The organism is Streptomyces sp. NPDC029152 (assembly GCF_055564355.1).
Genome location: NZ_JBVHWR010000001.1, coordinates 131,734 through 156,028 on the forward strand (window position 1 = coordinate 131,734; position 24,295 = coordinate 156,028).

The following is a 24,295-nucleotide window of genomic DNA, read 5'->3' on the forward strand; positions in this document are numbered from 1 at the left end:
ATGACCCGCCTGATCCTCGCCACCCGCAACGCCGGAAAGATCACCGAACTCAGGGCCATCCTCGCCGACGCGGGCCTGCCCCACGACCTCGTCGGCGCGGACGCCTACCCGGACATCCCCGACGTCAAGGAAACCGGCGTCACCTTCGCCGAGAACGCCCTCCTCAAGGCCCACGCCCTCGCCCGGGCCACCGGCCTGCCCGCCGTCGCCGACGACTCCGGCCTCTGCGTCGACGTCATGAACGGCGCCCCCGGCATCTTCTCCGCCCGCTGGGCCGGCCGCCACGGCGACGACAAGGCCAACCTGGACCTCCTCCTCGCCCAGCTCGGCGACATCGCCGACGAACACCGGGGCGCCCACTTCGCCTGCGCGGCGGCCCTGGCCCTGCCCGACGGCACGGAACGCGTGGTCGAGGGCCAGCTCCGCGGCACCCTGCGCCACGCCCCCGCCGGCACGGGCGGCTTCGGCTACGACCCGATCCTCCAGCCCGACGGCGAGACCCGCACCTGCGCGGAACTGACGGCGGCGGAGAAGAACGCGATCAGCCACCGGGGGAAGGCGTTCAGGGCGCTGGTACCGGTGGTGCGGGAGCTGCTGGGCTGAGGCAGCCCGTACAAGAAGCCGAAAGGCGCGGCTCCCTGCCAGGAGCCGCGCCTTCAACGTGGGGCCGACGAGACTCGAACTCGCACTGTCCACTACCTAAAAGTGGTGCCTCCTGCCGAAATTGGGCTACGGCCCCACGCACAGCTTACTGGTACTCGGCGAGCCGTTGCGGCGGGATGAAGCGTTCGCGCGATCGATTGGCGAACGTACTCGTCTGACTGTGGCAGGACGGGCAGAGGTAGCGCAGGTTTTCCCGGCGGTTGTCCAGACGATCGCCACTGATGTGGTCGATCTCCAGCACGAGTCGCCTGCCCTGCCAGGTGTCTTTGAGGCCGCACTCGCTGCAGACATGCGGCACGCCGAGGTCGTCAAGAGCTCGCCGAAGCAGAGCCGTCTTGGTACGGGCACATCCGGGAGCGAGCTGCACCAGGATCTCGGACGCCGCCTTGCGGTTCGGGGAGCGGATGCCGCGATAGTGACCCTGTCCTGTGAAGTGAGCGGTCGACAGACCGTACGCTTCGATGCTGCGCTTCACGAGTGTTCGAGCTGCACCGCCGTTGCTTCGGCCAAGGGCCGCGAGAACTCCCGCCACGCTCGTGGCGGCCTCCACCGCTGCCGCCAGTTCGCCGCGAGGAAGAAGGCCAGGACCGTATCTGCGTCCGCCGGTGAAGTGCGAGGTGTCGATCCCGAACTGGTCCAGCCTCTTCCTGATGTGGCCGTACGGGCTGTCCTGCGGGGGCAGCCCCATGTACTCCAGCATCTCCCTGATGCTGTTCGTATAAGCGGCGGCTTCTCTGAGGAGTTCTTCCGGGTAGCTGCGTCGTTCGCGCTCTGGCAGCGGATCATCGCGGAAGTGCGAGGTGTCGATGCGGTAGTGCTGTAGCCGCTTGCTGAGATAGCGGCGAGGGCCGTTTCCGATCGGCGTTCCGAGCTTGCGCATCAGGTCGACCATGCTGGTGGCCCCAGCTGCAGTGCGAGACAGCAGGTCACGTGTGTACTTCGGCTTGCTCATGCGGCCCTGCGCCTGCGGCCTCGATACGTGTCCGTCACGGCATGGCAGTTGGGGCAGAGCAGCCGGAGGTTCTCCGGGCGGTTGTCCCACCAGGCGCCGTCGAGGTGGTCGACCTCCAGCCGGAGGGGTTTGCCGTTCCACTTGGGCCCGGTGCTGCACATTGCGCAGCTTTCCGGAACTCCCAGCCGGAGCAGGTGCCGTAGCAGCCGGCTTCCCGGGATCCTGCCGTCTTGTGGTGTGCGAAGGACCAGGGGGTCGCCGTGTGAACTCTTGGGCCTTCGTGGTCGCTCGGTGAAGTGAGAGGTGTCGATGCCCAGTGTCGCGATACGGCGGCTGATGTGCGTGTGGTTGCCGCCTACCGGGTTGATGCCCAGGTGGCGTAGCACCTCCTTGACGCTGGCCGACGCGGCAACGGCCTCTCGGAGGGTTTCCTCGGTGTGGCGTGTCCATTGCGTGGGAAAGTGTGCGACGTCTACGCCTGTCTCGGCCATTTTCTGACGCAGGTAGCGTCTGCTGCCAGGCGTGGGCGTTCCGCCACACCAGCGTACGGCGTCGTCCCAGTTCGTTGTCGCCCGAGCCGCCTCTTCAAGCAGCTCACGGGTGTATCTGACCCCCATGCTTCCCCTCCGTTCCCGGCCGCGCGTTCGTGGCCTCGTACGGAGTAACGAACCGGTTATCGGACAGTCACGTACGAAAAACGGAACGGTCCGTACCGGAGTTCCGGTACGGACCGTTCCGCAGGCGCGGCGGAGTCAGATGCCCAGGTCCTTGATGATCTTGGCCACGTGGCCCGTCGCGCGGACGTTGTACAGGGCGCGTTCGACCTTGCCCTCCTCGTCCACGACGATCGTGGAGCGGATGACGCCCATGTAGGTCTTGCCGTAGTTCTTCTTCTCGCCGAAGGCGCCGTACGCGTCGAGGACCTTCTTGTCCGGGTCGGCGAGGAGGGTGACCTTCAGGGACTCGGTGTCGCGGAACTTGGCGAGCTTCTCCGGCTTGTCGGGGGAGATGCCGAGCACGTCGTACCCGGCGGCGGCCAGCAGTTCCAGGTTGTCCGTGAAGTCGCAGGCCTGCTTCGTGCAGCCGGGGGTAAGCGCGGCAGGGTAGAAGTAGACGATGACCTTGCGGCCCTTGTGGTCGGCCAGGGACACCTGGTTGCCGTCGGCGTCCGGGAGGGTGAAGGCGGGGGCCGGGTCCCCCGGCTGCAGTCGCTCGCTCATCGATCCAGCGTAACCGGGGGTCCTGGGAGTGCAGAGACACGAGTAGCTGACAGACTGTGCGGGACAGCGTCAGCAGACTTCGGAGGCCGTACGGTGGCGGACACGTCGGACATCAGAACCCCGGCGCAGATCGAGGCGGACATCAGGCGCCGCCGCGAGGTGCTGGCCGAGACGCTCGACGAGATCGGGGTGCGGGTGCACCCGAAGACGATCGTGGGCGATGCGAAGGCCAAGGTCGCTTCCAGCGTCGATCACACCCTTGGACGGGCGTACGTCCAGGTCAATCGTGTGGTCAGCGATGTGAAGTCGCAGTTCGTGGACGAGGAGGGCTCGCCGCGGATGGAGCGGGTCGTGCCCGTGGCGCTCGTCGTGGTCGGGGTGGTGGGGCTGCTCGCCCTCGGTACCCGGCGGCGCAAGGGCTGAGGCGGGGCAGGTAGGTTTCAGGGCGTGAGCGCCAACAGAAACGAGCACAGTTCCCCGGACGACAAGCTGCCCATCCGGATGCTGCACGACCGTGTCCTCGTGCGGCAGGACACCAACGAGGGCGAGCGGCGTTCCGGGGGCGGGATCCTGATTCCCGCCACGGCGGCGGTCGGCCGGCGGCTGGCCTGGGCCGAGGTCGTCGCGGTGGGGCAGAACGTACGGACGGTGGAGCCGGGCGACCGGGTGCTGTACGACCCGGAGGACCGGGCGGAGGTCGAGGTGCGGGGCACCGCGTACGTGCTCATGCGCGAGCGCGACCTGCACGCGGTGGCCGCGGACCGGTTCGAGGGGTCGGAGGACTCGACCGGGCTGTACCTCTAGAGCGGTGGGTGGAAGGGGCCGGTGACCGAGGTCACCGGCCCCTTTCCCCTGCCTTTGCTACCTTGGGAGACATCCCGACGAGACGCGCCGTACCGGGTTGAAGGAAAAGACGACGCACCACCGTTCAGTTCGCTCCACGGAGGTGCCTGTCATGGCGTGGGTCCTGCTTGTCGTCGCCGGTCTGCTCGAGGTCGGCTGGTCGATCGGGATGAAGTACACCGAGGGTTTCACGCGGCTGTGGCCGAGTGTGTTCACCGGTGCCGGGATCGTCGCGAGCATGCTGCTGCTGTCGTACGCCGCCCGGACGCTGCCCATCGGTACCGCCTACGGCGTGTGGGTGGGCATCGGCGCGGCCGGGGCGGCGGTGCTCGGCATGGTGGTGCTGGGGGAGCCGGCGACCGCCGCCCGGATCTTCTTCATCTGTCTGCTGCTGGTCGCCGTGGTGGGTCTGAAGGCGACCTCGGGTCACTGACCCGGTGCGGGGGTCACTGGCCGCGTGGCGTGGCGGGGAGGCCACCGACGAGTCCGCCGGTGTCCGTCCCGCCGCCGTCCGCCCCGCCGCCGTCCGCCCCGCCGGGCTCGCCCTCGTCGGTGCCGCCGTCGCCGTTGTCGCCGTCTCCGTCCCCGCCGCCGGTGGGGCCGGGTTCGGTGGTGGCGCCGCCGGTGGTGGGGCCGTCGGTCGAGGGGCCGCCGGCGCCGCCGGGGCCGCCGGTGTCGCCCGGTTCGGTGCTGGTGCTCCCGTTGTCGCCGGGGGTGGGGGTGTCGGTCTCCTGCTCGTCGGTGTGCTCCTCGTCGCCGGTGCCGCCGTCGGACCCGTCGCCCGTGCCGGTGTCGTCGGAGGGGTTGGCGGAGGGGGGTGCGGTGACGTCGGCGCCGGCCTGGAGCTGGAGGTCGAAGTCGGCGACGGGTTCGCCCTCGAGGGCCGCGCGGGTGTACTGCCCCCAGATCTCGGCGGGTGCCCCGCCGCCGTTGATGCGGTCGAGGCCCATGACGCCGTACAGGGGCATGTGCTGGGCGGTCTTCGGTTCCTGGCCCATGACGGCGACGACGGTGGCGAGGTCGGGAGTGTATCCGGCGAACCAGGCGGCCTTGTCGTCCTCGGCGGTGCCGGTCTTGCCGGCGGCGGGGCGGCCGGCGGCCTGGGCGGCGGTGGCGGTGCCGTTCTGGACGACGCTGCGCAGGACGGACGTGGTGGTGTCGGCGGCCTCGCGGCTGACGGCCTGGCTCTCGCGCGGTTGCGGCAGGTCGACCTCGTGCCGGCCGTCCTTCGTGACCTTCTCGACCAGGACGTACGGGGTGTGCCGGCCGTGGTTGGCGAGGGTGGCGTAGGCCTGGGCCATGTCGAGGGGGCTGGCGGTGGCCGTGCCGAGGGCGATGGCGGGGCCTTCCGGCATCTCGGGGGTGTCGGCGGCCAGTCCGAGGTCGATCGCGGTCTGCTTGACCTTGCCGGGGCCGACGTCGACCGCCATCTGGGCGTAGACGGCGTTCACGGACTTGTCGGTGGCCTCGCGGACGGTGATGTCGCCGTAGTCCCGGTGGTCCTCGTTCTCCGGGTTGTAGCGGGTGCCGGTCCAGCCCTGGACGGTGCGTTCGCTGTCACCGTTGTAGATCGTGTTCGGGTTGATCATGCGGCCGTCCTGGGTGCGGGAGTGGTTCTCGACGGCCGCGGCGAAGACGAAGGGCTTGAAGGTGGAGCCGACCTGGAAGTCCCGGCGGGTGGCGTTGGGCGTGTACTGCTTGACGTAGTCGATGCCGTTGTACATGGCGACGACCTTGCCGGTCTTCGGGTCGATGGAGGCGCCGCCGGCGCGGACGTAGGCGTCGACCTTGCGGTCCTCGTCCAGTTCGGACATGAGCTTGTCGTCGACGGCCTCGACGAAGGCGTCCTGCTTGTCCTTCTGGAGGGTGGTGGTGATGCGGTAGCCGCCGCGGTCGAGGTCCTCCTCGTCGACGATGTCGTTCTCGACCAGGTAGTTCTTGACGATGTTGACGACGTAGCCGCGCTGTCCGGACATGCTGGTGGAGACGGTGGTCTGCTTGGGGGCGGGGAACTCCAGCCCGGCGCGTTCGGACGGGTCGAGCCACTTCATCTTGACCATGCCGTCCAGGACGTAGTTCCAGCGGGCCTGGGCGGCGGCCTTGTTCTCCGGGTGGGCGACGATGTCGTACTGGCTGGGTGCGTTGAGCAGGGAGGCGAGGTAGGCGCCCTGGGCGGCGGTGAGGTGGGTGGCGTCGACGCCGTAGTAGGCCTGGGCGGCGGCCTGGATGCCGTAGGCGCCGCGGCCGAAGAAGCTGGTGTTGAGGTAGCCCTCGAGGATCTCGGCCTTGCTCTTCTCCCGGTCGAGCTTGATCGAGATGAAGAACTCCTTCACCTTGCGGGAGACGGTCTGCTCCTGCGCGAGGTAGTAGTTCTTGACGTACTGCTGGGTGATCGTGGAGCCGGACTGCTTGCCCTTGCCGGTGGCGGTGTTCCAGCCGGCCCGGATCATCGCCATGGGGTCGACGGCGGACTCCGTGTAGAAGTCGCGGTCCTCGGCGGCCAGGACGGCGTGCTGGGCGTCCTCGGAGATGCGGTCGAGGGAGACGTTCTCGCGGTTGACCTCGCCGTCGCGGGCGAGGACGGTGCCGTCGGCGTAGAGGTAGACGTTGCTCTGCTTGGTGGCGAGGGCGTTGGCCGACGGGATCTGCACCAGTGAGTAGCCGAGGAAGAAACCGCCGATCAGCAACAGGACGCCGACGACGAAGGCGCCCAGCGTCATGCGCCAGGTGGGGATCAGCCGGCGCCATCCGGTCCGCTTGGGCCTCTTCGGCTTCTTCGGCGTCGCCGTTCCCGGTTGCGAGCCCTGGTCAGGCTGCTGCGGCTCGTCGCTCATCTCGTGCACGGACTCCTGTTTCGCGTCGTACGGTTTGGTCTCGTACGGCCTTGTACGCTTCTGCGCCCTCTGTTGAAGACTCTCGCACCGGGCGTTCCGTTCCCGCTCTGCGGCACACCCGTGAAAACGGATGCCGTCGTCCGGGTGTCCGAACCGTGGCCCGGTAATTCCGTGGCGTTCCCCGTCGCCGTCGTACTACGCTCCTGCGCTTTGCTGTCGGGCGGAGGTGGAGGGCTGTGGGCGTGGGCTCGGGACGGTTGTACGCGGCCGTCGCGGTGGGGGGATTCAGACGGTACGCGACGTACCGGGCGGCCACCGCCGCGGGTGTGTTCACCAACACGGTCTTCGGGCTGATCCTCGTCTCCGCCTATCTGGCCCTGTGGGACGAGAAACCGCAGCTCGGTGGGTACGACCAGGCGCAGGCGGTCACGTTCGTGTGGCTGGGGCAGGCCCTGCTGGCGGCGTTGGCGATCGGTGGCGGCGGCTTCGAGGCCGAGTTGATGGAGCGCATCCGTTCGGGTGACATCGCCGTCGATCTGTACCGGCCGGCCGACCTCCAGCTGTGGTGGCTGGCGGCGGACGTGGGGCGGGCGCTGTTCCAGTTGCTGGGGCGCGGGGTGGTGCCGTTCGTGTTCGGGTCGCTGTTCTTCCCGGTGGCGCTGCCGCGGGAGGTGTCCGCGTGGCTGGCGTTCCTGGTGGCGGTGGGGCTGGCGATGGTGGTGGGTTTCGCGCTGCGCTATCTGGTGGCGCTCTCGGCGTTCTGGCTGCTGGACGGCACCGGGGTGGCGCAGATGGCGTGGATCACGGGGACGTTCTGCTCGGGGATGCTGCTGCCGCTGAACGTGTTCCCGGGCGCTCTCGGCGAGGTCGTACGGGCGCTTCCGTGGTCGTCGCTGCTCCAGGCGCCGGCCGATGTGCTGCTGGGGGAGGCGGATCCGGTGGGGACCTTCGCCTTCCAGGCGGGGTGGGCGGTGGCGTTGCTGGCGGTGGGGCGGCTGGTGCAGTCGGCGGCGACGCGGCGGGTGGTGGTGCAGGGTGGCTGAGACGGTGGTGGACGCGGAGGCGGACGCGGACGCGCAGGCGTGGGCGGGCCGGGGCGGCCGGGCCGTCGCGGGGCTGCGGGCCTACGGGCTGATCGCGGGGATGTGGATCCGGTCGACGATGGCGTACCGGGCCTCTTTCGCGCTGGCGGCGTCGGCGAGCTTCGCGGTGACCGCGCTGGACTTCGTGGCGGTCCTGATGATGTTCTCCCGGGTCGACGCGCTGGGCGGCTACGCGCTGCCCGAGGTGGCGTTCCTCTACGGGCTGTCCGGTGTCTCCTTCGGGCTGGCCGATCTGACGGTCGGCTCGATGGAGCGGCTGGGGCGGCGGGTGCGGGACGGCACGCTGGACACGCTGCTGGTGCGTCCGGTGCCGGTGCTGGCGCAGGTGGCCGCGGACCGGTTCGCGCTGCGCCGGGTGGGCCGGGTGACGCAGGGCGCGCTGGTGCTGGGCTACGCGCTGGTGGTGCTGGACATCGACTGGACGGCGGCGAAGCTGCTGCTGATGCCGGTGATGCTGCTCAGCGGCGCGGGGATCTTCTGCGCGGTGTTCGTGGCGGCGGGGGCGTTCCAGTTCGTGGCGCAGGACGCCTCGGAGGTGTCGAACGCCTTCACCTACGGCGGTACGACGATGCTGCAGTACCCGCCGACGGTGTTCGCGCAGGAGCTGGTGCGGGGGGTGACGTTCGTGGTGCCGCTGGCGTTCGTGAACTGGCTGCCGGCGAGCCACGTGCTGGGGCGGCCGTATCCGCTGGGGCTGCCCGGGTGGGTGGCGTTCACGTCGCCGCTGGTGGCCGTGGCCTGCTGCGCGCTCGCAGGGCTGGCGTGGCGGGCGGGACTTCGTTCGTACCGGAGCACAGGGAGTTGACGCGGATGGACACCAGTGGCGGCACCGGGGGGCCCGGGGCGGGCTTCATCGAGCTGGAGGGCGTCGAGAAGGTCTTCGACGTGCGCAGGAGGACCGGTTTCCTCAAGCGGGAGCGGCGCGAGGTGCGGGCGGTGGACGGGCTGTCGTTCACCGTGGCGCGGGGCGAGGTGGTCGGCTACATCGGCCCGAACGGTGCCGGGAAGTCGACGACGATCAAGATGCTCACCGGCATCCTGACGCCCAGCGGCGGGCGGCTGCGGGTGGCGGGCATCGACCCGTCGCGGGAGCGGACGCGGCTGGCGCACCGCATCGGGGTGGTGTTCGGGCAGCGGACGACGCTGTGGTGGGACCTGCCGCTGATCGACTCCTACCGGCTGATGCACCGCATGTACCGGATCCCGGACGCGCGTTACCGGGCGAACCTGGAGCGCTGCGTGGACCTCCTCCAGCTCGGCGCGCTGCTGGACGTGCCGGTGCGGCAGCTGTCGCTGGGGCAGCGGATGCGCGGCGACATCGCGGCGGCGCTGCTGCACGACCCGGACGTGCTGTACCTGGACGAGCCGACGATCGGTCTGGACGTGGTGTCGAAGGCCAAGGTGCGGGGTTTCCTGCGGGAGTTGAACGCGGAGCGCGGTACGACGGTGCTGCTGACCACGCACGACCTGCAGGACATCGAGCAGTTGTGTTCCCGGGTGATGGTGATCGACCACGGGCGGCTGATGTACGACGGCCCGCTGGCCGGACTGCACGAGGCGGGGGAGGGCGAGCGGACCCTGGTGGTGGACCTGGAGCGGGAGGTGCCGCCGATCGAGGCGCCGGCGCCGGCGCGGGTGGTGCGGGTGGAGGGGCCGCGGCAGTGGCTGGCGTTCCCCGCCTCGGCGTCGGCCGCGGGGCTGGTGGCGGACGTCGCGGCCCGGTACCCGCTGGTGGACCTCTCGGTGCGGGAGCCGGACATCGAAGCGGTGATCGCCAGGATCTATGCGGAACGGACGAGCGCGTAGTGCCCGGCGGGGCGAGCTCGTAGGCTGCTGTCCATGACTGACGACGCCCCGGAGCTCCGTGCATCCGACGCCGACCGCGAACGAGTCGCCGAGGTCCTGCGGGACGCCCTCGCCGAAGGCCGCCTGGACATGGGCGAGTTCGAGGAGCGGCTGGACGCCACCTACCGTGCGCGGACGTACGGGGAGCTGGCTCCGATCACGCGGGACCTGCCGGCCGGGGAGGGCGTCGTGGCGCCGGCGCCCCGGGTGTCGATGACCAAGGAGCCCGCGGGGGGCGGGGGCTGGGCGGGGCGGATCACCGGCGGCGAGGGGTCGTCGGCGTCGGCGGTCGCCGTGATGTCCGGCTTCGAGCGCAAGGGCCGCTGGACGGTGCCGAAGCGGTTCAACTCCTTCGCCTTCTGGGGCGGCGGCGAGCTCGACCTGCGGGAGGCGAACTTCGCGGACGGCGAGGTCGTGATCAACTGTGTCGCGATCATGGGGGGCATGAACGTGATCGTGCCGCCCGGCGTCGAGGTGATCGTGCGCGGCATCGGGATCATGGGCGGTTTCGACCACCGTGAGGAGGGCGTCCCCGCCGAGCCGGGGGCGCCGCGTGTGATCGTCACGGGCTTCGCCTTCTGGGGCGGGGTCGGCGTGGAGCGCAAGGTGACGCGGGCGGAGCGGCTGCGGCTGAAGGAGGAGCGGCGCCGGGAGAAGCTGGAGCGGAAGGCCGCGCGGCGGGAGCTGCACGCCTCGTTCCGGGAGGACGTGGAGGAGGCGCATCGCAGGATGCTGGAGGGGCATCGGGGGCTGATGCGTGAACACCGCGACGAGCGGCGCGAACGCCGGGACGAGCGGCGTGAGGGGCGCCGCGACGACGGCTGAGCCGCGGCGGGGCGGGTGCGCGGCCCGGCGCTGCCGGGTGCCTCCCCCGGAGGGGGTGCCGCCGCCGGCGCCCACCCGTGCCGCCTCGGCGGCACGACCGCCCGCGGCCGGGGGGCCGGGCGGTCACAGCATCGCCGGGGTCGTGTTCCTCAGGTCGTTCAGGTCCAGTTCCGCGGCCATCCGCGCGTAGCCCCTGTCGTTGGGGTGCAGGTGGTCCCCGCAGTCGTACTCCGCGCGCAGCCGCCGTGGGTCGTGGGGATCGCGCAGTGCCGCGTCGAAGTCGACGACCGCGTCGAACACCCGCCCCTCGCGGATCTCCTCGTTGATCTCCTGCCGCATGCTCTCGCGGGCGTCGGTGTAGCCGCCGTACCCGCCGAACGGCGTCACGGTCGCGCCGATGACCTTGAGCCCGCGGGCGTGGGCCATGTCGACCAGCGTGCGCAGCCCCGCGAGGACCGAGTCCCGGTCGGCGAGTTCCGGGCTGTGCAGGACGTCGTTGACGCCGATGGCGACGACGACCGCCTTGGCGTTGGTGCGGCCCAGGACGTCCCGGGGGAACCGGGACAGCGCGCTGGGGTTGGCGGGGGGCGTGCCCTGCCTGCCGGTGAGCAGGCGGTTGCCGCTGATGCCCTGGTTGACGACGCTGTAGCGGGGCACGTTCCGCCCGGCCGCGGCCGCCGCGCGCAGCCGTTCGGCGAGGACGTCGGTCCAGCGGCGGTTGGCGTCCGCGGTGGAGTGGGCGCCGTCGGTGATCGAGTCGCCGAGCGCGACGACGGTGCCCACGGCCTCGTGGCTGAGCACGTCCAGCGCGGTCACGTAGCGCCAGTAGGAGGTCCTGCCCGTGTACGCGGCGGCGGTGACGTCCTCGGCGCGGTCGCCCTCGGCGACGTAGCTGGTCTGCAGTGCCTGCGGGTGGTAGGTGACGGGGCCGGAGGGCACGGGGGAGTAGGTGGTGATCAGGACGTCGCCGCCGCGGGGGACGGCGATGCGGGCGGCGTCGCTCGTCACCTGCCCGCCCGCCGGGACGACGACCCGGGGGCTGCCGCCGAAGGTGAGCCGGCGCATGCTGCCGGCGACCGCGGCGGCGGTGCCGTCGCCGGCGGCCAGGGCGACGGACGCGTGGGTGACGGTCAGCGGCGACCGGCCGTACAGGTTGGACAGGGTGATCCGGGCGCCGGTGCCGCCGACGGCGGCGTGCACGACGTTGCGCACCGAACGGCCGGCCGTGCCCTGTGCCGCGGTGCCCGGTTCCGGGCCGGCGGGCGAGGCGGACCAGGCGCCGACCCAGATGCCGGTGGAGGCGGGCGCGGCGTCGTTGTGCGGGAGCCGGCCGCCGGTGAGCGGCGTGCGGTCGCGGACGCCGTCGTCGGAGGCCACGGTGGCGTACAGGGCGGCGGAGATCGCCACTGTCAGGGCGACGACCGCGGCCGGCAGGGCGCGGTGCCTGCGGGCAGGCGTCGCCGGGTCTTCGTCATGACCCCGGGTCATGCTGTGTTGTTCTCCTCGGGCGAGGGGAGCTTCGAGGCTCCGGTCCGACGAGGCCATGATGCGGCATGGGCCGGGGGAAGGCCGTGCGACTTCCCGGCCTTCCCCGTTCCCGTCGGACGCCGGGAACCCGTGTTCCGTTCCGGGAGCCGGTCAGGAAGGGACAATGGGTGCGGGACGGATCGTCGAACGGTGGAGCGGATGGCACGCACGAGGGCAGAACGTCCGAAGGGTCCTGCGGGTGGCGGGGAGGGCGTCGGGGAGGGTGAGGGCCCGCCCTCCGCGTCTGCCGGCGCCGTCCGCGACCGGGCGATGACGGCGTTCAGCCCGGCCGACGAGGAGAAGCGGCGCGGCGTGCGCCGCATGAAGCTCACCGCCACCGGCCTGCTGCTGTTCGTGGCGGTGGTCTACGTCCTGGCCGAGTGGGCCTCCCACCGGGGCGCGGGCGCCTGGGCGGGCTACGTGTCCGCCGCCGCCGAGGCCGGCATGGTCGGCGCGCTCGCCGACTGGTTCGCGGTCACCGCGCTCTTCCGCCACCCCCTCGGGCTGCCCATCCCGCACACCGCGATCATCCCGAAGAAGAAGGACCAGCTGGGCGTCTCGCTGGGCGAGTTCGTCGGCGAGAACTTCCTCTCCGAGGACGTCGTGCGCGGGCGGCTGCGCGCCGTCGGCATCGGCAGCCGGCTCGGTGCCTGGCTGGCGGTGCCCGAGCACGCCGACCGGGTGACGGCCGAGCTGTCGGCCGCCCTGCGCGGCGCGCTGACCGTGCTGCGGGACTCCGACGTGCAGGCGGTGGTCGGCGAGGCCGTCACCCGGCGGGCCGACGCGCAGGAGATCGCCCCGGGCATCGGCAAGATGCTGGACCGGGTCGTCGCCGACGGAGGGCACCGGCGGGCCGTCGACCTGATCGTCTCCCGCGCCCACGACTGGCTGGTGCTGCACGGCGACAGCGTGATGGACGCCGTGCAGGGCGGGGCACCCGGATGGACGCCCCGGTTCGTGGACCGGAAGGTCGGCGAGCGCGTCTACAAGGAGCTGCTGCGCTTCGTCACCGAGATGCGCGACATGCCCGCCCACCCCGCGCGCGGCGCCCTCGACCGCTTCCTCACCGACTTCGCCTCCGACCTGCAGTCCGACACCGAGACCCGGGCGCGCGTGGAGCGGCTGAAGACGGAGGTGCTGGGCCGCGGGGAGGTGCAGGACCTGATCGCGTCCGCCTGGACCGCCGTACGGTCCATGATCGTCTCGGCGGCGGAGGACGAGCGCAGCGAGCTGCGGCTGCGGGTGCGGGCGTCGCTGCTGTCGCTGGGGGCGCGGATGGCCTCCGACCCGAAGCTGCAGGGCAAGGTCGACTCGTGGGTGGAGGGCGCCGCGGTGTACGTCGTGACCACCTACCGGCGGGAGATCACGTCGCTGATCACCGACACGGTGGCGGGCTGGGACGCCGAGCACACCACGAGGAAGATCGAGGCGCACATCGGCCGGGACCTGCAGTTCATCCGGATCAACGGCACGGTGGTCGGCTCGCTGGCCGGGCTGCTGATCTACACGGTCTCCCGCATGCTGGGGGCGTAGCCCCCCGACCGGCCTGGCTTGTCCGCCGCGGTCGCGGGCACACGGGTTGCGATCGCTCGGTCCGACGGCGCCGCACGGCACCGGTGGCCCGGGCGTCGTCGTCCCACGGTCCTCAAGGGAGAGGGAGCCATGCCAGCGGAATCGTCGTCACCGGACTCCGTGCCGGCCTCCACGGGAACCGTCACCACGGCGGTCCCCGCACGCCTCGACCGGCTGCCCTGGTCCCGGTGGCACTGGATGATCGTGATCGGCCTGGGCACCGTCTGGATCCTGGACGGCCTGGAGGTCACGATCGTCGGCAACGTGGCCGGCCGGATCGCCGAGGACGGCAGCGGCCTGGACATCAGCTCCGCCCAGATCACCGGCCTGGCCGCCGCCCTCTACGTGGCCGGCGCCTGCTCGGGCGCCCTGTTCTTCGGCTGGCTGACCGACCGCCACGGCCGCAAGAAGCTGTTCATGGTGACGCTGGTCGTGTACCTGGCGGCGACCGCGCTGACCGCGGTGTCCTTCGAGTCCTGGTGGTTCTTCCTGTTCCGCTTCCTCACCGGCTTCGGCATCGGCGGCGAGTACGCGGCGATCAACTCGGCGATCGACGAACTGATCCCGTCCACGTACCGGGGCCGGGTCGACCTGATCATCAACGGCAGCTACTGGCTGGGCGCCATCGGCGGTTCCCTGCTGTCCATCGTCATGCTGGACACCGACATCTTCCCCAAGGACCTCGGCTGGCGGCTCAGCTTCGCCCTCGGCGTGGTCCTCGGCCTGGTCATCCTGCTGGTGCGCCGGCACGTCCCGGAGAGTCCGCGCTGGCAGTTCATCCACGGCTACGGCGACGACGCCGAGGAACTCGTCTCCTCCGTCGAGAGGGAGATCGAGCGGGAGAAGGGGAAGCCGCTGCCGCGGCCGGCCGGTGAGATCACCATCCACCAGCGCAAGAACATCGGCTTCGGCATGATCGCCAGGACGGTCTTCGGCAAGTACCCCCGCCGCGCGGTCCTCGGCCTGTCGCTCTTCATCGGCCAGGCGTTCCTCTACAACGCCATCACCTTCGGCTTCGGCACCATCCTCATCACCTTCTTCGACGTGCCGACCGGCCACACCGGCTACTACTTCGCCGTCATCGCCGCCGGCAACTTCCTCGGCCCGCTGCTGCTGGGCAAGCTGTTCGACACGGTCGGCCGCCGGATCATGATCTCGGGCACGTACCTGCTGTCCGGTGTCCTGCTGTTCGTCACGGCGTGGCTCTTCGACCGGGGCTCGCTGACGGCGAACACGATGACGGCCTGCTGGTGCGTGGTGCTGTTCTTCGCCTCCGCGGGCGCCTCCAGCGCGTACCTGACCGTCTCCGAGATCTTCCCCATGGAGACCCGGGCGATGGCCATCGCCTTCTTCTACGCCCTCGGCACGGCCGCCGGCGGCATCAGCGGCCCGCTGCTCTTCGCCGACCTCACGGAGTCCGGCGTGGTCGGCGACACGGTGCTCGCCTTCCAGATCGGCGCCGGGCTGATGTGCGCGGCCGGCCTGGTGGCGGCCTTCCTCGCGGTGAAGGCGGAACGCCGTTCCCTGGAGGACATCGCGGAGCCGCTGTCGGCCGCGGGGGCGGGCGCGGGGACGAGGGAGACCCCGGGCGCGGGCACCGCGACGGCGTAGAGTCCGGGCCGGACGTCCCCCGGCCCGACCGACCGCGAGGAGCCTTCGATGACCGTCCGCAGGATCGTCCCCAACATCCACGCCGGATCCGAGGAGGAGATGGCCTCCGGCCGCGACTTCTACGGCCTGCTGGGCTTCGAGGAGGTCATGGACATGGGCTGGGTGGCGACCCTGGCCTCGCCGTCCGTCCCCACCGCCCAGATCAGCTTCTTCACCGGGGAGCGCACCGGGCCCGTCGTCCCCGACCTGAGCGTGGAGGTCGAGGACGTCGACGCGGTCCACGCCCGGGTCGTCGCGTCGGGCGCGGAGATCGTACGGGAGCTGCGCGACGAGGAGTGGGGCGTACGGCGCTTCTTCGTGCGGGACCCGAGCGGGCGCGTCGTGAACGTGCTGACGCACCGCTCCTAGGCCGACGGGGTCAGGCCCGCCGGTCGGCGACCGCCCAGGACGCCAGCGCGACGGCGCCGGCGACGCCGAACACGGCGGGCCAGGCGCCCACCTTCCTGGCCAGCGGGTGGGACCCGGCGAAACCGGCGACGTACGCGGCCGTCAGCGCCCCGGCGGCCTTCCCGCCGGCCCGCTCGCGCCACTGCTGCGCGGCGGCGGCCCCGGCGACGGCGAGCACGGCTCCGCCGAGCTGCCGCTTCCCGCTCCAGCGGGCCACGCCGTACCCGCCGACGAGACCGCCCGCCGCGACCACCGCGCTGGGAACCTTCGCCATGTCTGCCTCCTGCTCTCCTGCTGCTTCTCTCCGTCTTCTCGGACCCGAGGCTAATCCCCGCCCGGCACGGCAGCCGTGCCGGGGCGCACGGCCGGCCGCACCGGAAAGACCGTGACGCAGGTCACGTCGTTCTCGGCGGCCGGCCTGTCACACCGCACGCCCGCGATCCGTCGTAGCTGTGTAACGCGATACGGCAACGGCCCACGGCCGACGACAACGACGGAGGACCCACCATGGACGCTCGCCTCAACCTCTTCGCCAACCCGGTCGCGGGCAAGCTCATCCGGCACATCAACGCGGCGGGCAAGGCCCTGGCGGACTCCACGCTGCCGGCCGCCACCCAGGAACTGGTGAAGATCCGCGCCAGCCAGATCAACGGCTGCGGCTTCTGCCTCGACATGCACACCAAGGACGCCGCGAAGGCGGGGGAGACCTCGCTGCGCCTCAACCTGGTCGCCGCCTGGCGGGAGGCCAAGGTCTTCACCGACGCCGAGCGCGCCGCCCTGGAGCTGACCGAGCAGGGCACCCGCGTCGCCGACGGCGGCGGCGTCACCGACGAGGCCTGGGCCGAAGCGGCGAAGCACTACGACGAGGACCAGCTGGCGGCGCTGGTCGGACTGATCGCCGTGATCAACCTGTACAACCGGGTGAACGTCATCACCCGGCAGCCGGCGGGCGACTACGAGCCGGGCATGTTCGGCTGACGCCCCCGCGGAACGCCGACGGCCCGCCCCGGCGCACCGGGGCGGGCCGCCCCGCCGGTCAGCCGGCGTGCAGCAGGACCGGGAGCCGCTGGTGGCCGTTGCTGATCAGGGAGGGCACGGCCCCGAGCCCGGCCGAGGGCTCGGCGAGCCGGATGCCGGGGAAGCTCTCGAAGAGGCTCCGGAGCGCGAGGGCGACCTCCATGCGGGCGAGGGGCGCGCCGAGGCAGAAGTGGACGCCGTACCCGAACGCCAGGTGGTCCTTGACCGTGCGGGCCGCGTCGAACGTGTCGGCGTCGTCGTGCCAGTCGGGGTGGCGGTTGGCGGCGGCGTAGGACGCGAGGATCGCCTCGCCGCGGGCGATGGTCCGCCCGTCGGGCAGGGGGATGTCCGTGACGGCGTACCGCAGCGGCAGGTGCTTGACCGCCGGTTCGTGGCGCAGCGTCTCCTCGACGACGTCGTCCCAGGTGACGGTGCCCTCGCGGACCAGTTCGAGCTGGTCGGGGCGGGTCAGCAGGGTGTGGACGGCCTGGTCGATGACGTTGACGGTGGTCTCGTAGCCGGCGCTGATCATCAGCAGCAGCGTGTCGCGCAGCTCCTCGTGCGTCAGGCCCGCGCCGTCGCTCTCGTCGTCCCGCGCGGAGATGAGCAGGGACGTCATGTCGTCGCCGGGGGCGCTGCGCTTGTCGGCGATGAGCCGGTCCAGGGTCTCGTACAGCCGGGCGGTGTTGGCCTGGGCCTCCTCCTGGCTCAGCGTGGTGTCGAAGACGCCGTCCACGAGGGCCCGGAAGCCCTCCCGCCGGCTCTCGGGCACGCCCATGAGGTGGCCGATCACCGCGATGGGCAGCGGGTAGGCCAGCTCCTGGCGCAGGTCGACCGGCTCGCCCGCGGGCAGGCCCGCGAGACGGTCGACGAGCCGGGCCACCACGCCCTCGACGGCCGGCCGCATGTGGGCTATGCGGCGGGAGCTGAAGGCGGGCGCCACCAGGCGGCGCAGCTTGCGGTGGTCGGGGCCGTACGCGGTGAACATGTTCTCCACCGCCACCCACAGGGCGAGCGGCCACGTGCCGACCACCTGCCCGAAGGCGGGCCAGTGCGCCCGGGCGTCCTTGGAGACGTCGGGGCTGGTGAGCAGCTGCTTGAGCAGGACGGGGTCGGAGACCGACCAGGCCTCCACGCCGAGCACGTCCACCCGGGTGGCCGGACCGCGGGCGCGCAGGGCGCGGTGCTCGGCGTGGTGGTCGGCGCCGGCGGGGTCGAGGACGAGGGGAGACTGCTGGTCGGCCATGGCGGACTCCTTAGGGGGCGGCGGGGAAGGTGACGGGCAGGGATTCCAGGGCACGGTGGAACGGGCCGGGGCGCCAGACGAGTCCGGCGACGGGGACGGCGAGCTCCGTCTCCGGCAGCGCGTCGAGGAGGTGGGTGACCGCGGTCTCCGCGATGAGGTACGCGTGCGAGCGGGCGGGGCAGGTGTGCGGGCCGGTGCTCCAGGCCAGATGGGCGCGGTTGCCCGTGTGACCGCCCCCGGGCACGCCCTCGGTGAGGACCGGGTCGTTGTTGGCGGCCGCCATGGAGATCACGACCGGCTGGTCGGCGGGCAGGAGCACCCCGTCCACGTCGACCGGGTACGGGGGGTACGAGATGCAGTAGTTCGCCATGGGCGGGTCGGTGTAGAGGACGGTGTCGAGCGCATCGCGCACCGTGGACAGCCCGGCGTGCAGGTCGGCGGAGAACTCCTCGTCGGTGAGGATCTTCAGCACCGTGTTGCCGATCAGGTTGGTCAGCGGCTCGATCCCGGCGCCGTAGAGCGTGACGAGCTGGTGGCCCATCTCCTCGTCGCTCAGCCGGGCGGAGTGGGCGATCAGCCGGGACGTGATGTCGTCGCCGGGCTGCTGCCGGCGCAGGGCCACCAGGTCGGCGACGGCCTGCCCGAGGATCCGGTTGCCCTGCTCGGCGTTGGTGGTGTCGAAGATCTTCGCCATGCCGTCGGCGATGCGCACGCCGATCTCGTCCGGGCAGCCCAGCAGCGCGCTCAGGACGCGGAAGGCGATCGGGAACGCGTACTGGGAGAGCAGGTCCGCCTCGCCCCGCCCGCGGAAGTCGCCGATGGCGCCCGAGGCGACCTTCTCGACGAGGGCCCGCAGCCCGTGCTGGTCGACCCCGCCGATCGCGGCGGTGTTCGCGCCGCGGTAGCGGGCGTGCTCGGCGCCGCCGGAACGCAGCGCGTTGGGACGCCACTCCATCATCGGCCTGACCGGGCAGGACGCCGGGACCAGCTTCTCCCACGCGCGGGGGTCGGCGGGGAAGCGCAGCGGGTCGTTGAGGATGCGGCGGGCCTGGTAGTAGCCGATCACCAGGGTCGCCGGGACGCCGGGCGCCAGGTCGACCGGGACGAGGGGGCCGTGGGTGCGGCGCATGCGCCGGTAGGCGGCGTGCGGGTCCGCCGCGAACTCCTCGGTGTACAGGGGGATCCGCCCCGGCGGGCTCGTCGGCGCGGACGCGGCGGGCGGCATCGTCATCGGCGGGACTCCAGGAGGGCGGCCGAGCGGTGCTCGGAGAGGTACTCGGTGAGCGTGATCAGGGCGTGCAGGGAGGACGTGCGGTCGCGGGCGTCGCAGGTCGTCAGCGGCGTGAAGGGGTCGAGGGCCAGGGCCTCGCGCAGCTCCGACTCGGGGTACTCCGGGGCGCCGGGGAAGGCGTTGACGGCGACGGCGTACGGTATGCCGCCGCCGTCCAGGAGACCGAGGGCGTCGTGGGAGGCGTCGAGGTCGCGGGTGTCGGCCAGGACGAGACAGCCGAGCGCGCCCTCGGCCAGGTCCTCCCACAGCGGCTGGAAACGGGCCTGCCCCGGCAGCCCGAACAGGTACAGCGCGATGCGTCCGCCGGCCATGTGGATGCGGCCGAAGTCCATCGCCACGGTGGTCGTCGTCTTGTGCGGGGTGCCCCGCAGGTCGTCCACGCCCACGCTGGCCTGCGTGATGGGTTCCTCCATCCGCAGGGGCCTCACCTCCGAGACGCTGCCGATCAGCGTCGTCTTGCCGACGCCGAAACCCCCCGCGACCACGATCTTGGCCGACCGCGTCACCGTGGCCGGGACGTAGGCGACGGGCGGGTCAGACCATGGAGCGCAGTCCACGCAGTACCTCCTGCAACAGGTCGGGTTCGGGCTGGTGGTCGCTCGCGGCGACCGGGCGGGCCAGGTGGCCGGAGTCCATCAGCGAGGAGACGAGGATGCGCACCGTGGAGGGCGGCAGCTCCAGCGCGGCGGCGATGTCGGCGACGGCCAGACCCCCCTCCGCGCCGGCGAACAGGCGCATCACCCGGCGTGCGTCCGGGCCGAGGGCGTCCGTGGGCCCGGTCGCGGCGATGAGCACGCTCTCCGGGCGCACGTCGGCGCGGGCGCGGACCCGGCCGCCGGTGCGGACGTAGGGCCTGACCATGTCGGGGTCACGCCGCGGCCCGCTCATGCCGGCCAGCCGCCTTCCGCGGCCGGCACGCGCTCGGCGGTGCTCAGTTCGTGCCCCACCCGGGTGGCGAGCCGCACCATGTGGTGGGAGATCAGCCCGACGTCGGCGTCCGGGCCGGTGGTGCACACCGACAGCATGGTGTTCTTCGCGGCGGTCGTCGTCAGTCCGATGCAGCCGACCGACTCGATCAGCAGCTGGCGCATGCCCTGGCCGCCGGTGAACTCGTCCCACGCCTTGCCCGCGGCCCGCAGCGCCGCCGTCAGCGCGGCGAACTTCTCCCCGTCGTCCTGGCCGATCGTCTCGGTCCGGGCCTTCAGCAGGCCGTCGCTGCTCATCAGCACGGCGTAGCGGACGCCCTCGACGGTGCCGAGTTCCTGGTCGAGCAGCCAGCCCAGGCTGTTGGTGTGTGTGTCTCGCACGATCAGTGTCCTTCTTCGTGTGCGGCGCCGGGTGCGACGTCGGGGCCGGGCCCGGACGCCGTGCGGTGCGCCGCGTCGGTTCCGGCGGGGGTCGGGGCGGGCTCGTCCAGCCGGCCGCGCCGGGTGCCCTCCGCCCAGGCCGCGATGACGGCGGGACGGCCGGGCCCGGCGTCGGCGGCGGGCGCGGCGGCGCGGCGCGCGGCGACGGGAGCCTTGGTGCGCCGGCGGACGGTCAGGCCGCTGGCGGTGGTGGCCGCGGGGGCGGCCTGCGGTCCGGGCCCGGCCGCGGGGGCCGCGGCCACGGGCTGCGGGGCCGGTTCGGCCACGAGGGCCGGTGCGGGGGCGGGCGCCGCGGCGGGCGGCCCGGTGTGCGCCACGGGGGCCGGCGGCGCCGAGGCGACGGCGGGGGCGGCCGGTCCGGGGACGGCGAGCAGGTTCTTCGGCAGCACGATCATGGCCCGGGTGCCCTGGTAGATGTTCGGCGCGGTCAGCTCGACCCGGAAGCCGTAGTTCTCCGCCAGCAGGGACGCCACGCGCAGCCCGGTCTGGGGGTGGGCGCCCAGACGGGTGATGTCGTCGCGCTGCTCGCCGGACATCACGTCGCTCGCCCACAGCAGCCGCTCGTCGTCCATGCGCAGCCCGGCGTCGTCCACGATCAGGAAGCACGCGTGGTGGCCCTGTTCGAGGGAGACGTGGACGCCGGCGGCGGGCGGGGAGTAGCGCAGCGCGTTGTCCAGCAGCACCGCGAGGGCGTGCACGACCGCCTCCACCGCGCGGCCCTCGACCGCGACGGACCCCATCTCGGGGTGCTTGATCCGCTCGTACCCCTCGATCCGGCCCATCGCCGCCCGCACGATGTCGGTCAGCGAGGTGGCGGGCCAGCGCCGCGAGAGCTTGTCCCCGGCGAGCACGGCGTACCCCGACGCCGTGAGCAGCATCTGCTGGGTGAGGTGGTCGATCTCCACGAGCGTCGCGTACGCCTCGTCCGAGATGTGCCGCCGCACCCCCTGGCTGACGGTCCGGCCGAGCCGTGCCGCCCGTGCCACCACGTTGTTGGCGAAGCCCCGTACGGCGGCCCGGGCCACGCCCACGGACTCGTGCCGCACCTGCGCGATCTGCCGTTCCGTCTCCTGCCGGAGCTGGTCGGCGGTGCGGACGGCCGCCGCCCGCTCCTGCGCCCGTATCCCGTCCACCGCGGAGGCGAGCGCCCCGGGCAGGGCGCGCAGCCGCTCGGCGAGCGGGGTGCCGTCGAGGTTCGGCGGGACGGTGAGGGCGCCCTTGCGGCCGGCGCCGTCCCGTCCGGGGGCGGCCGCCGCGGGGATGACGGTGGTCGCGAAGTGGCCCACGCACTGCTCGGCCGCCAGGAGTTGCAGGGTGAGCCGGTCGGCGTGCCGGCGCAGCAGCTCGGTCTGGCGCCGGGCCTGGTCGCGTGCGCGCCGGAAGTACCAGGCGGCCCCGGTCCCGGCCACCGCGAGCAACGCGGCGCCGGTCAGTACCAGTTCAGTCATCGGGTCCTCACGGATGGGGGAAGCCGTCGGTGGGGGAGCGGGGGCCGGTCCCGGCCGGGGGCGGTGGGGTGACCGGCGGGCGCGGCGGGGGCCGGCCCGGTGCCGCGGGCCGCCGGGAACGTGCCGACGCCGCCCGACGGCGTCCGGGGGCCTCAACAAGCCATAAAAAGCCGGCCCCTCCCGGCCTGCGGCAAAGGGACGCGGCGGCCCCCGGCGCTCTCCCGCGGTACCACCCGGGACCGCGCCCCCGTCACGCCCCCACGAGCCGAGGACTCATCGACGCTGACGACGGTGACGGTGCGCGACATGGATCTCCCGGGGACGAGCGCGGTCCTGCACGCGTGGCGGACCGACGGCGGAGCGGGCTCGCGGCAGCGCAGGTTCGTTCCTGCGAACACCTGGACGGCCGCGTCCGCCAAGGGCGTTCGGCAGGGACCATACCGCTTGTGCTCACGCGTCGTGGCCGCCCGGTGACCAGGGAACGGCGACCCCGGGGGAATGAGGCGAAAAATGCGCGGTTGATGCCCAACTTCCTTTGGCCGGAAAGGGGTTGGATCCCGGCCCGGCGTCCTGCTAACCGGGTGGCCGGACGCGGCCGGCTTCCCGTACGGGAGATCCGGCGCCGTCCCCCTCGACGTGAACCCCGCCCCGCCGCGGCCCCGGCCCGGACTGCTCGCGCAGCCACCCCTTCTCACGGTGCGCGGACATCGGCGGCACTAGGTTGGTGCCCCGATCGTCCACGCCACCCCGTAGGAGACCCCACCGTGACGACCCGCCCCGTCGACCACGAACTGATCCGGGCCGCGGCCGACGTCGCCCGCACGCGCTGCCGCGGCGACAACCACACCATGGCGGCCGCGGCCCGCGCCCGGGACGGCCGGATCATCACCGCGGTGAACGCCTACCACTTCACCGGCGGCCCCTGCGCCGAACTGGTCGTCGTCGGCACGGCAGCCGCCCAGGGCGCCTACGAGCTGGACACGATCGTCGCCGTGGGCGACCGCGACCGGGGCATCGTCCCCCCGTGCGGCCGGTGCCGGCAGGTCCTCGCCGACTACTTCCCCGACCTGGAGGTCATCGTCGGCACGGCCGCCCACACCCGGGCGGTCCCCGTCACCGACCTGCTGCCGGAGACGTACGTCTGGGCCGACCACCAGCTCGAGGCGGACACCGCGGAGGCGTCCTCCTGAAACCCTTCCCGCCCGTGCCCGGCGGGCCGGGGGGCCGCCGACGGCCTTCCCGCGCCGGGCCGCCCCCCGCCCCGCATCGGTACCGCACCGACCGGGCCCGGCTTGTCCCGCGTGGCCGGGGCCGGGGACCCGGGCATGCCGGCGACCTCTTCGAGACGGGTGGCCGGTGTGCCGGGTCCGTCGTCATGGGCGCGGTCATGACGGCGGTGGTGCGACCAGGCGGACCTCCCGGCCGCGGACCCGGTGCCGGCGGGGCGGGCGCGGGGCCGGCGACCCCACCGGACGCTCACCCCGCTCGGCGCGAACCGGGCGATCGGCGAAGGGAGTTGACGCCCGGCGGACGGAGTCCGCACTAGGTTGGTGCTCTGATCGCCCACGCCAACCCCGTAGGAGACTCTGCCGTGTCAGACACCACCTCCCAGGTCGCCGCGAGCGCGGAGATACGGGCCAGGATCGACACCTCCACGCCGCACTCGGCCCGCTTCTGGAACTACTTCGTCGGCGGCAAGGACAACTACGAGGTCGACCGGGAGATCGGGGACCAGATCAAGGAGATCTTCCCCGGCCTCGTCGACGTAGCCCTCACCAGCCGGCTCTTCCTGGGACGCGCCGTCCGCCACCTCGTCCGGGAACAGGGCATCCGCCAGTTCCTGGACATCGGCACCGGCCTGCCCACCGCCGACAACACCCACGAAGTGGCCCAGCGCGAGGCCCCCGACGCCCGCATCGTGTACGTCGACAACGACCCCATCGTGCTGGCCCACGCCAACGCCCTGCTCACCAGCACCCCCGAGGGCCGCACCGCCTACCTGGACGCCGACCTTCACGCCCCCGAAAGCGTCCTGGAAGCCGCCTCCGGCACCCTCGACCTCTCCCGGCCGGTCGCCCTGATCATCCTCAACACCCTCGGCCACGTCGCCGACCACGAGCAGGCCCGCGACCTGGTACGCCGCCTGATGGACGGCCTCCCGTCGGGCAGCCACCTGGTCATCAGCGACAGCACCGCCACCAGCGAGGGCATGGTCGCCGCGTCGAACGCCTACAACGCCAGCGGCGCGACGCCGTACCACGTGCGCAGCGTCGAGGAGATCGCCGGTTTCTTCGACGGCCTCGACCTGGTCGCCCCCGGCATCACCCGGGTCCCGTCCTGGCGCCCGGACCCCGACGCCCCGGCCACCGGCCCCGTCGACGCCTACTGCGGGGTCGGCCGCAAGCCGTGAGACGGGGCGCGGCACGTGCTCCGGCGGAACGCCGTTCCGCCGGAGCACGTACCGCGAAGCGGCTGGTATGACTG

The 24,295-nt window shown here is 72.4% G+C and carries 26 protein-coding genes, 1 tRNA gene and 1 riboswitch; of the genes, 14 read left to right on the forward strand and 13 right to left on the reverse strand.

Going from position 1 to position 24,295, the window contains the following annotated elements; all coding sequences use genetic code 11:
• A complete protein-coding gene (gene rdgB, locus ACZ4V6_RS00540) occupies positions 1-603 on the forward strand; it encodes an RdgB/HAM1 family non-canonical purine NTP pyrophosphatase (protein ID WP_467821557.1) in 603 nt (200 codons plus the stop codon).
• A 59-nt stretch (positions 604-662) separates the two neighbouring features.
• On the opposite strand, the gene ACZ4V6_RS00545 is transcribed toward rdgB, so the two are convergent.
• The 4 genes from ACZ4V6_RS00545 to bcp all read right to left on the reverse strand — a co-directional run bounded on the left by ACZ4V6_RS00545 (position 663) and on the right by bcp (position 2,835).
• Positions 663-739, reverse strand: a tRNA-Leu gene (locus ACZ4V6_RS00545).
• Between the two features lie 9 nt (positions 740-748).
• On the reverse strand, positions 749-1,615 hold the full coding sequence (locus ACZ4V6_RS00550; RefSeq protein ID WP_467821558.1) for an HNH endonuclease signature motif containing protein: 867 nt from the start codon (positions 1,613-1,615) through the stop codon (positions 749-751).
• Positions 1,612-2,232: an HNH endonuclease gene (locus ACZ4V6_RS00555; RefSeq protein WP_467821559.1), complete on the reverse strand. Its 621-nt coding sequence runs from the start codon at positions 2,230-2,232 to the stop codon at positions 1,612-1,614. The genes ACZ4V6_RS00550 and ACZ4V6_RS00555 overlap by 4 nt, the downstream gene beginning before the upstream one ends.
• Before the next feature lie 135 nt (positions 2,233-2,367).
• Positions 2,368-2,835 (reverse strand): thioredoxin-dependent thiol peroxidase, encoded by a 468-nt coding sequence (gene bcp, locus ACZ4V6_RS00560; protein ID WP_467821560.1) that lies wholly within the window; start codon positions 2,833-2,835, stop codon positions 2,368-2,370.
• A gap of 93 nt (positions 2,836-2,928) precedes the next feature.
• Here bcp and ACZ4V6_RS00565 point away from each other — a divergent pair, with 93 nt between their 5' ends.
• The 3 genes from ACZ4V6_RS00565 (at position 2,929) to ACZ4V6_RS00575 (ending at position 4,111) form a co-directional block, all read left to right on the forward strand.
• A complete protein-coding gene (locus ACZ4V6_RS00565; protein WP_403522877.1) occupies positions 2,929-3,258 on the forward strand; it encodes a DUF3618 domain-containing protein in 330 nt (109 codons plus the stop codon).
• 78 nt (positions 3,259-3,336) lie between these two features.
• Positions 3,337-3,639: a GroES family chaperonin gene (locus tag ACZ4V6_RS00570; RefSeq protein ID WP_467822199.1), complete on the forward strand. Its 303-nt coding sequence runs from the start codon at positions 3,337-3,339 to the stop codon at positions 3,637-3,639.
• 51 nt (positions 3,640-3,690) lie between these two features.
• Positions 3,691-3,758, forward strand: a riboswitch (guanidine-III (ykkC-III) riboswitch).
• Between the two features lie 32 nt (positions 3,759-3,790).
• On the forward strand, positions 3,791-4,111 hold the full coding sequence (locus tag ACZ4V6_RS00575) for a DMT family transporter (protein WP_133885480.1): 321 nt from the start codon (positions 3,791-3,793) through the stop codon (positions 4,109-4,111).
• Positions 4,112-4,124: 13 nt separating this feature from the next.
• Here the strand turns inward: ACZ4V6_RS00575 and ACZ4V6_RS00580 are convergent, their stop codons facing one another.
• Positions 4,125-6,512: a transglycosylase domain-containing protein gene (locus ACZ4V6_RS00580; protein WP_467821561.1), complete on the reverse strand. Its 2,388-nt coding sequence runs from the start codon at positions 6,510-6,512 to the stop codon at positions 4,125-4,127.
• A 236-nt stretch (positions 6,513-6,748) separates the two neighbouring features.
• Between ACZ4V6_RS00580 and ACZ4V6_RS00585 the strand changes: the two genes are divergently transcribed.
• Genes ACZ4V6_RS00585 through ACZ4V6_RS00600 form a run of 4 tightly spaced genes read left to right on the forward strand, consistent with a single transcriptional unit; the run spans position 6,749 to position 10,285 of the window.
• A complete protein-coding gene (locus ACZ4V6_RS00585; protein WP_467821562.1) occupies positions 6,749-7,555 on the forward strand; it encodes an ABC transporter permease in 807 nt (268 codons plus the stop codon).
• A complete protein-coding gene (locus ACZ4V6_RS00590; RefSeq protein WP_467821563.1) occupies positions 7,548-8,420 on the forward strand; it encodes an ABC transporter permease in 873 nt (290 codons plus the stop codon). The genes ACZ4V6_RS00585 and ACZ4V6_RS00590 overlap by 8 nt, the downstream gene beginning before the upstream one ends.
• Positions 8,421-8,425: 5 nt before the next feature.
• Complete coding sequence (locus ACZ4V6_RS00595; protein ID WP_467821564.1) at positions 8,426-9,421, forward strand: ABC transporter ATP-binding protein; 996 nt, start codon at positions 8,426-8,428, stop codon at positions 9,419-9,421.
• 33 nt (positions 9,422-9,454) lie between these two features.
• The gene (locus ACZ4V6_RS00600) at positions 9,455-10,285 is read left to right on the forward strand and encodes a DUF1707 SHOCT-like domain-containing protein (protein WP_467821565.1); all 831 of its coding nucleotides are present in this window, start codon (positions 9,455-9,457) and stop codon (positions 10,283-10,285) included.
• 123 nt (positions 10,286-10,408) lie between these two features.
• Here the strand turns inward: ACZ4V6_RS00600 and ACZ4V6_RS00605 are convergent, their stop codons facing one another.
• Entirely contained in the window at positions 10,409-11,773 is a 1,365-nt protein-coding gene (locus tag ACZ4V6_RS00605; protein ID WP_467821566.1) for an SGNH/GDSL hydrolase family protein, read from the reverse strand.
• 198 nt (positions 11,774-11,971) lie between these two features.
• Here ACZ4V6_RS00605 and ACZ4V6_RS00610 point away from each other — a divergent pair, with 198 nt between their 5' ends.
• From ACZ4V6_RS00610 to ACZ4V6_RS00620, 3 genes are all read left to right on the forward strand, one after another.
• Positions 11,972-13,345: a DUF445 domain-containing protein gene (locus ACZ4V6_RS00610; protein WP_467821567.1), complete on the forward strand. Its 1,374-nt coding sequence runs from the start codon at positions 11,972-11,974 to the stop codon at positions 13,343-13,345.
• Positions 13,346-13,474: 129 nt separating this feature from the next.
• Entirely contained in the window at positions 13,475-14,995 is a 1,521-nt protein-coding gene (locus tag ACZ4V6_RS00615; protein WP_467821568.1) for an MFS transporter, read from the forward strand.
• Between the two features lie 48 nt (positions 14,996-15,043).
• On the forward strand, positions 15,044-15,403 hold the full coding sequence (locus ACZ4V6_RS00620) for a VOC family protein (protein WP_467821569.1): 360 nt from the start codon (positions 15,044-15,046) through the stop codon (positions 15,401-15,403).
• A gap of 10 nt (positions 15,404-15,413) precedes the next feature.
• Here ACZ4V6_RS00620 and ACZ4V6_RS00625 read toward each other — a convergent pair whose 3' ends face one another.
• Entirely contained in the window at positions 15,414-15,716 is a 303-nt protein-coding gene (locus tag ACZ4V6_RS00625; RefSeq protein WP_467821570.1) for a hypothetical protein, read from the reverse strand.
• A gap of 233 nt (positions 15,717-15,949) precedes the next feature.
• Between ACZ4V6_RS00625 and ACZ4V6_RS00630 the strand changes: the two genes are divergently transcribed.
• Complete coding sequence (locus ACZ4V6_RS00630) at positions 15,950-16,420, forward strand: carboxymuconolactone decarboxylase family protein (RefSeq protein ID WP_467821571.1); 471 nt, start codon at positions 15,950-15,952, stop codon at positions 16,418-16,420.
• Between the two features lie 58 nt (positions 16,421-16,478).
• Here the strand turns inward: ACZ4V6_RS00630 and ACZ4V6_RS00635 are convergent, their stop codons facing one another.
• From ACZ4V6_RS00635 to ACZ4V6_RS00660, 6 genes are read right to left on the reverse strand one after another with little or no spacing between them, the layout of a single operon-like run.
• Entirely contained in the window at positions 16,479-17,705 is a 1,227-nt protein-coding gene (locus ACZ4V6_RS00635; protein WP_467821572.1) for a cytochrome P450 family protein, read from the reverse strand.
• Positions 17,706-17,715: 10 nt separating this feature from the next.
• Positions 17,716-18,936 carry a cytochrome P450 gene (locus tag ACZ4V6_RS00640; RefSeq protein WP_467821573.1) on the reverse strand — a complete coding sequence of 407 codons (1,221 nt, stop codon included), beginning with the start codon at positions 18,934-18,936 and terminating at the stop codon, positions 17,716-17,718.
• Positions 18,933-19,553: a GTP-binding protein gene (locus ACZ4V6_RS00645; RefSeq protein ID WP_467821574.1), complete on the reverse strand. Its 621-nt coding sequence runs from the start codon at positions 19,551-19,553 to the stop codon at positions 18,933-18,935. The genes ACZ4V6_RS00640 and ACZ4V6_RS00645 overlap by 4 nt, the downstream gene beginning before the upstream one ends.
• Positions 19,531-19,884, reverse strand: coding sequence for a DUF742 domain-containing protein (locus tag ACZ4V6_RS00650; protein WP_467821575.1), 354 nt, complete (start codon positions 19,882-19,884; stop codon positions 19,531-19,533). The genes ACZ4V6_RS00645 and ACZ4V6_RS00650 overlap by 23 nt, the downstream gene beginning before the upstream one ends.
• The gene (locus tag ACZ4V6_RS00655; RefSeq protein ID WP_467821576.1) at positions 19,881-20,303 is read right to left on the reverse strand and encodes a roadblock/LC7 domain-containing protein; all 423 of its coding nucleotides are present in this window, start codon (positions 20,301-20,303) and stop codon (positions 19,881-19,883) included. The genes ACZ4V6_RS00650 and ACZ4V6_RS00655 overlap by 4 nt, the downstream gene beginning before the upstream one ends.
• 2 nt (positions 20,304-20,305) lie before the next feature.
• Entirely contained in the window at positions 20,306-21,811 is a 1,506-nt protein-coding gene (locus tag ACZ4V6_RS00660) for an ATP-binding protein (protein ID WP_467821577.1), read from the reverse strand.
• 764 nt (positions 21,812-22,575) lie between these two features.
• Here ACZ4V6_RS00660 and ACZ4V6_RS00665 point away from each other — a divergent pair.
• The gene (locus ACZ4V6_RS00665; RefSeq protein ID WP_467821578.1) at positions 22,576-23,001 is read left to right on the forward strand and encodes a cytidine/deoxycytidylate deaminase family protein; all 426 of its coding nucleotides are present in this window, start codon (positions 22,576-22,578) and stop codon (positions 22,999-23,001) included.
• 401 nt (positions 23,002-23,402) lie between these two features.
• Positions 23,403-24,221, forward strand: coding sequence for an SAM-dependent methyltransferase (locus ACZ4V6_RS00670; protein WP_467821579.1), 819 nt, complete (start codon positions 23,403-23,405; stop codon positions 24,219-24,221).
• Positions 24,222-24,295: the final 74 nt, after the last annotated feature.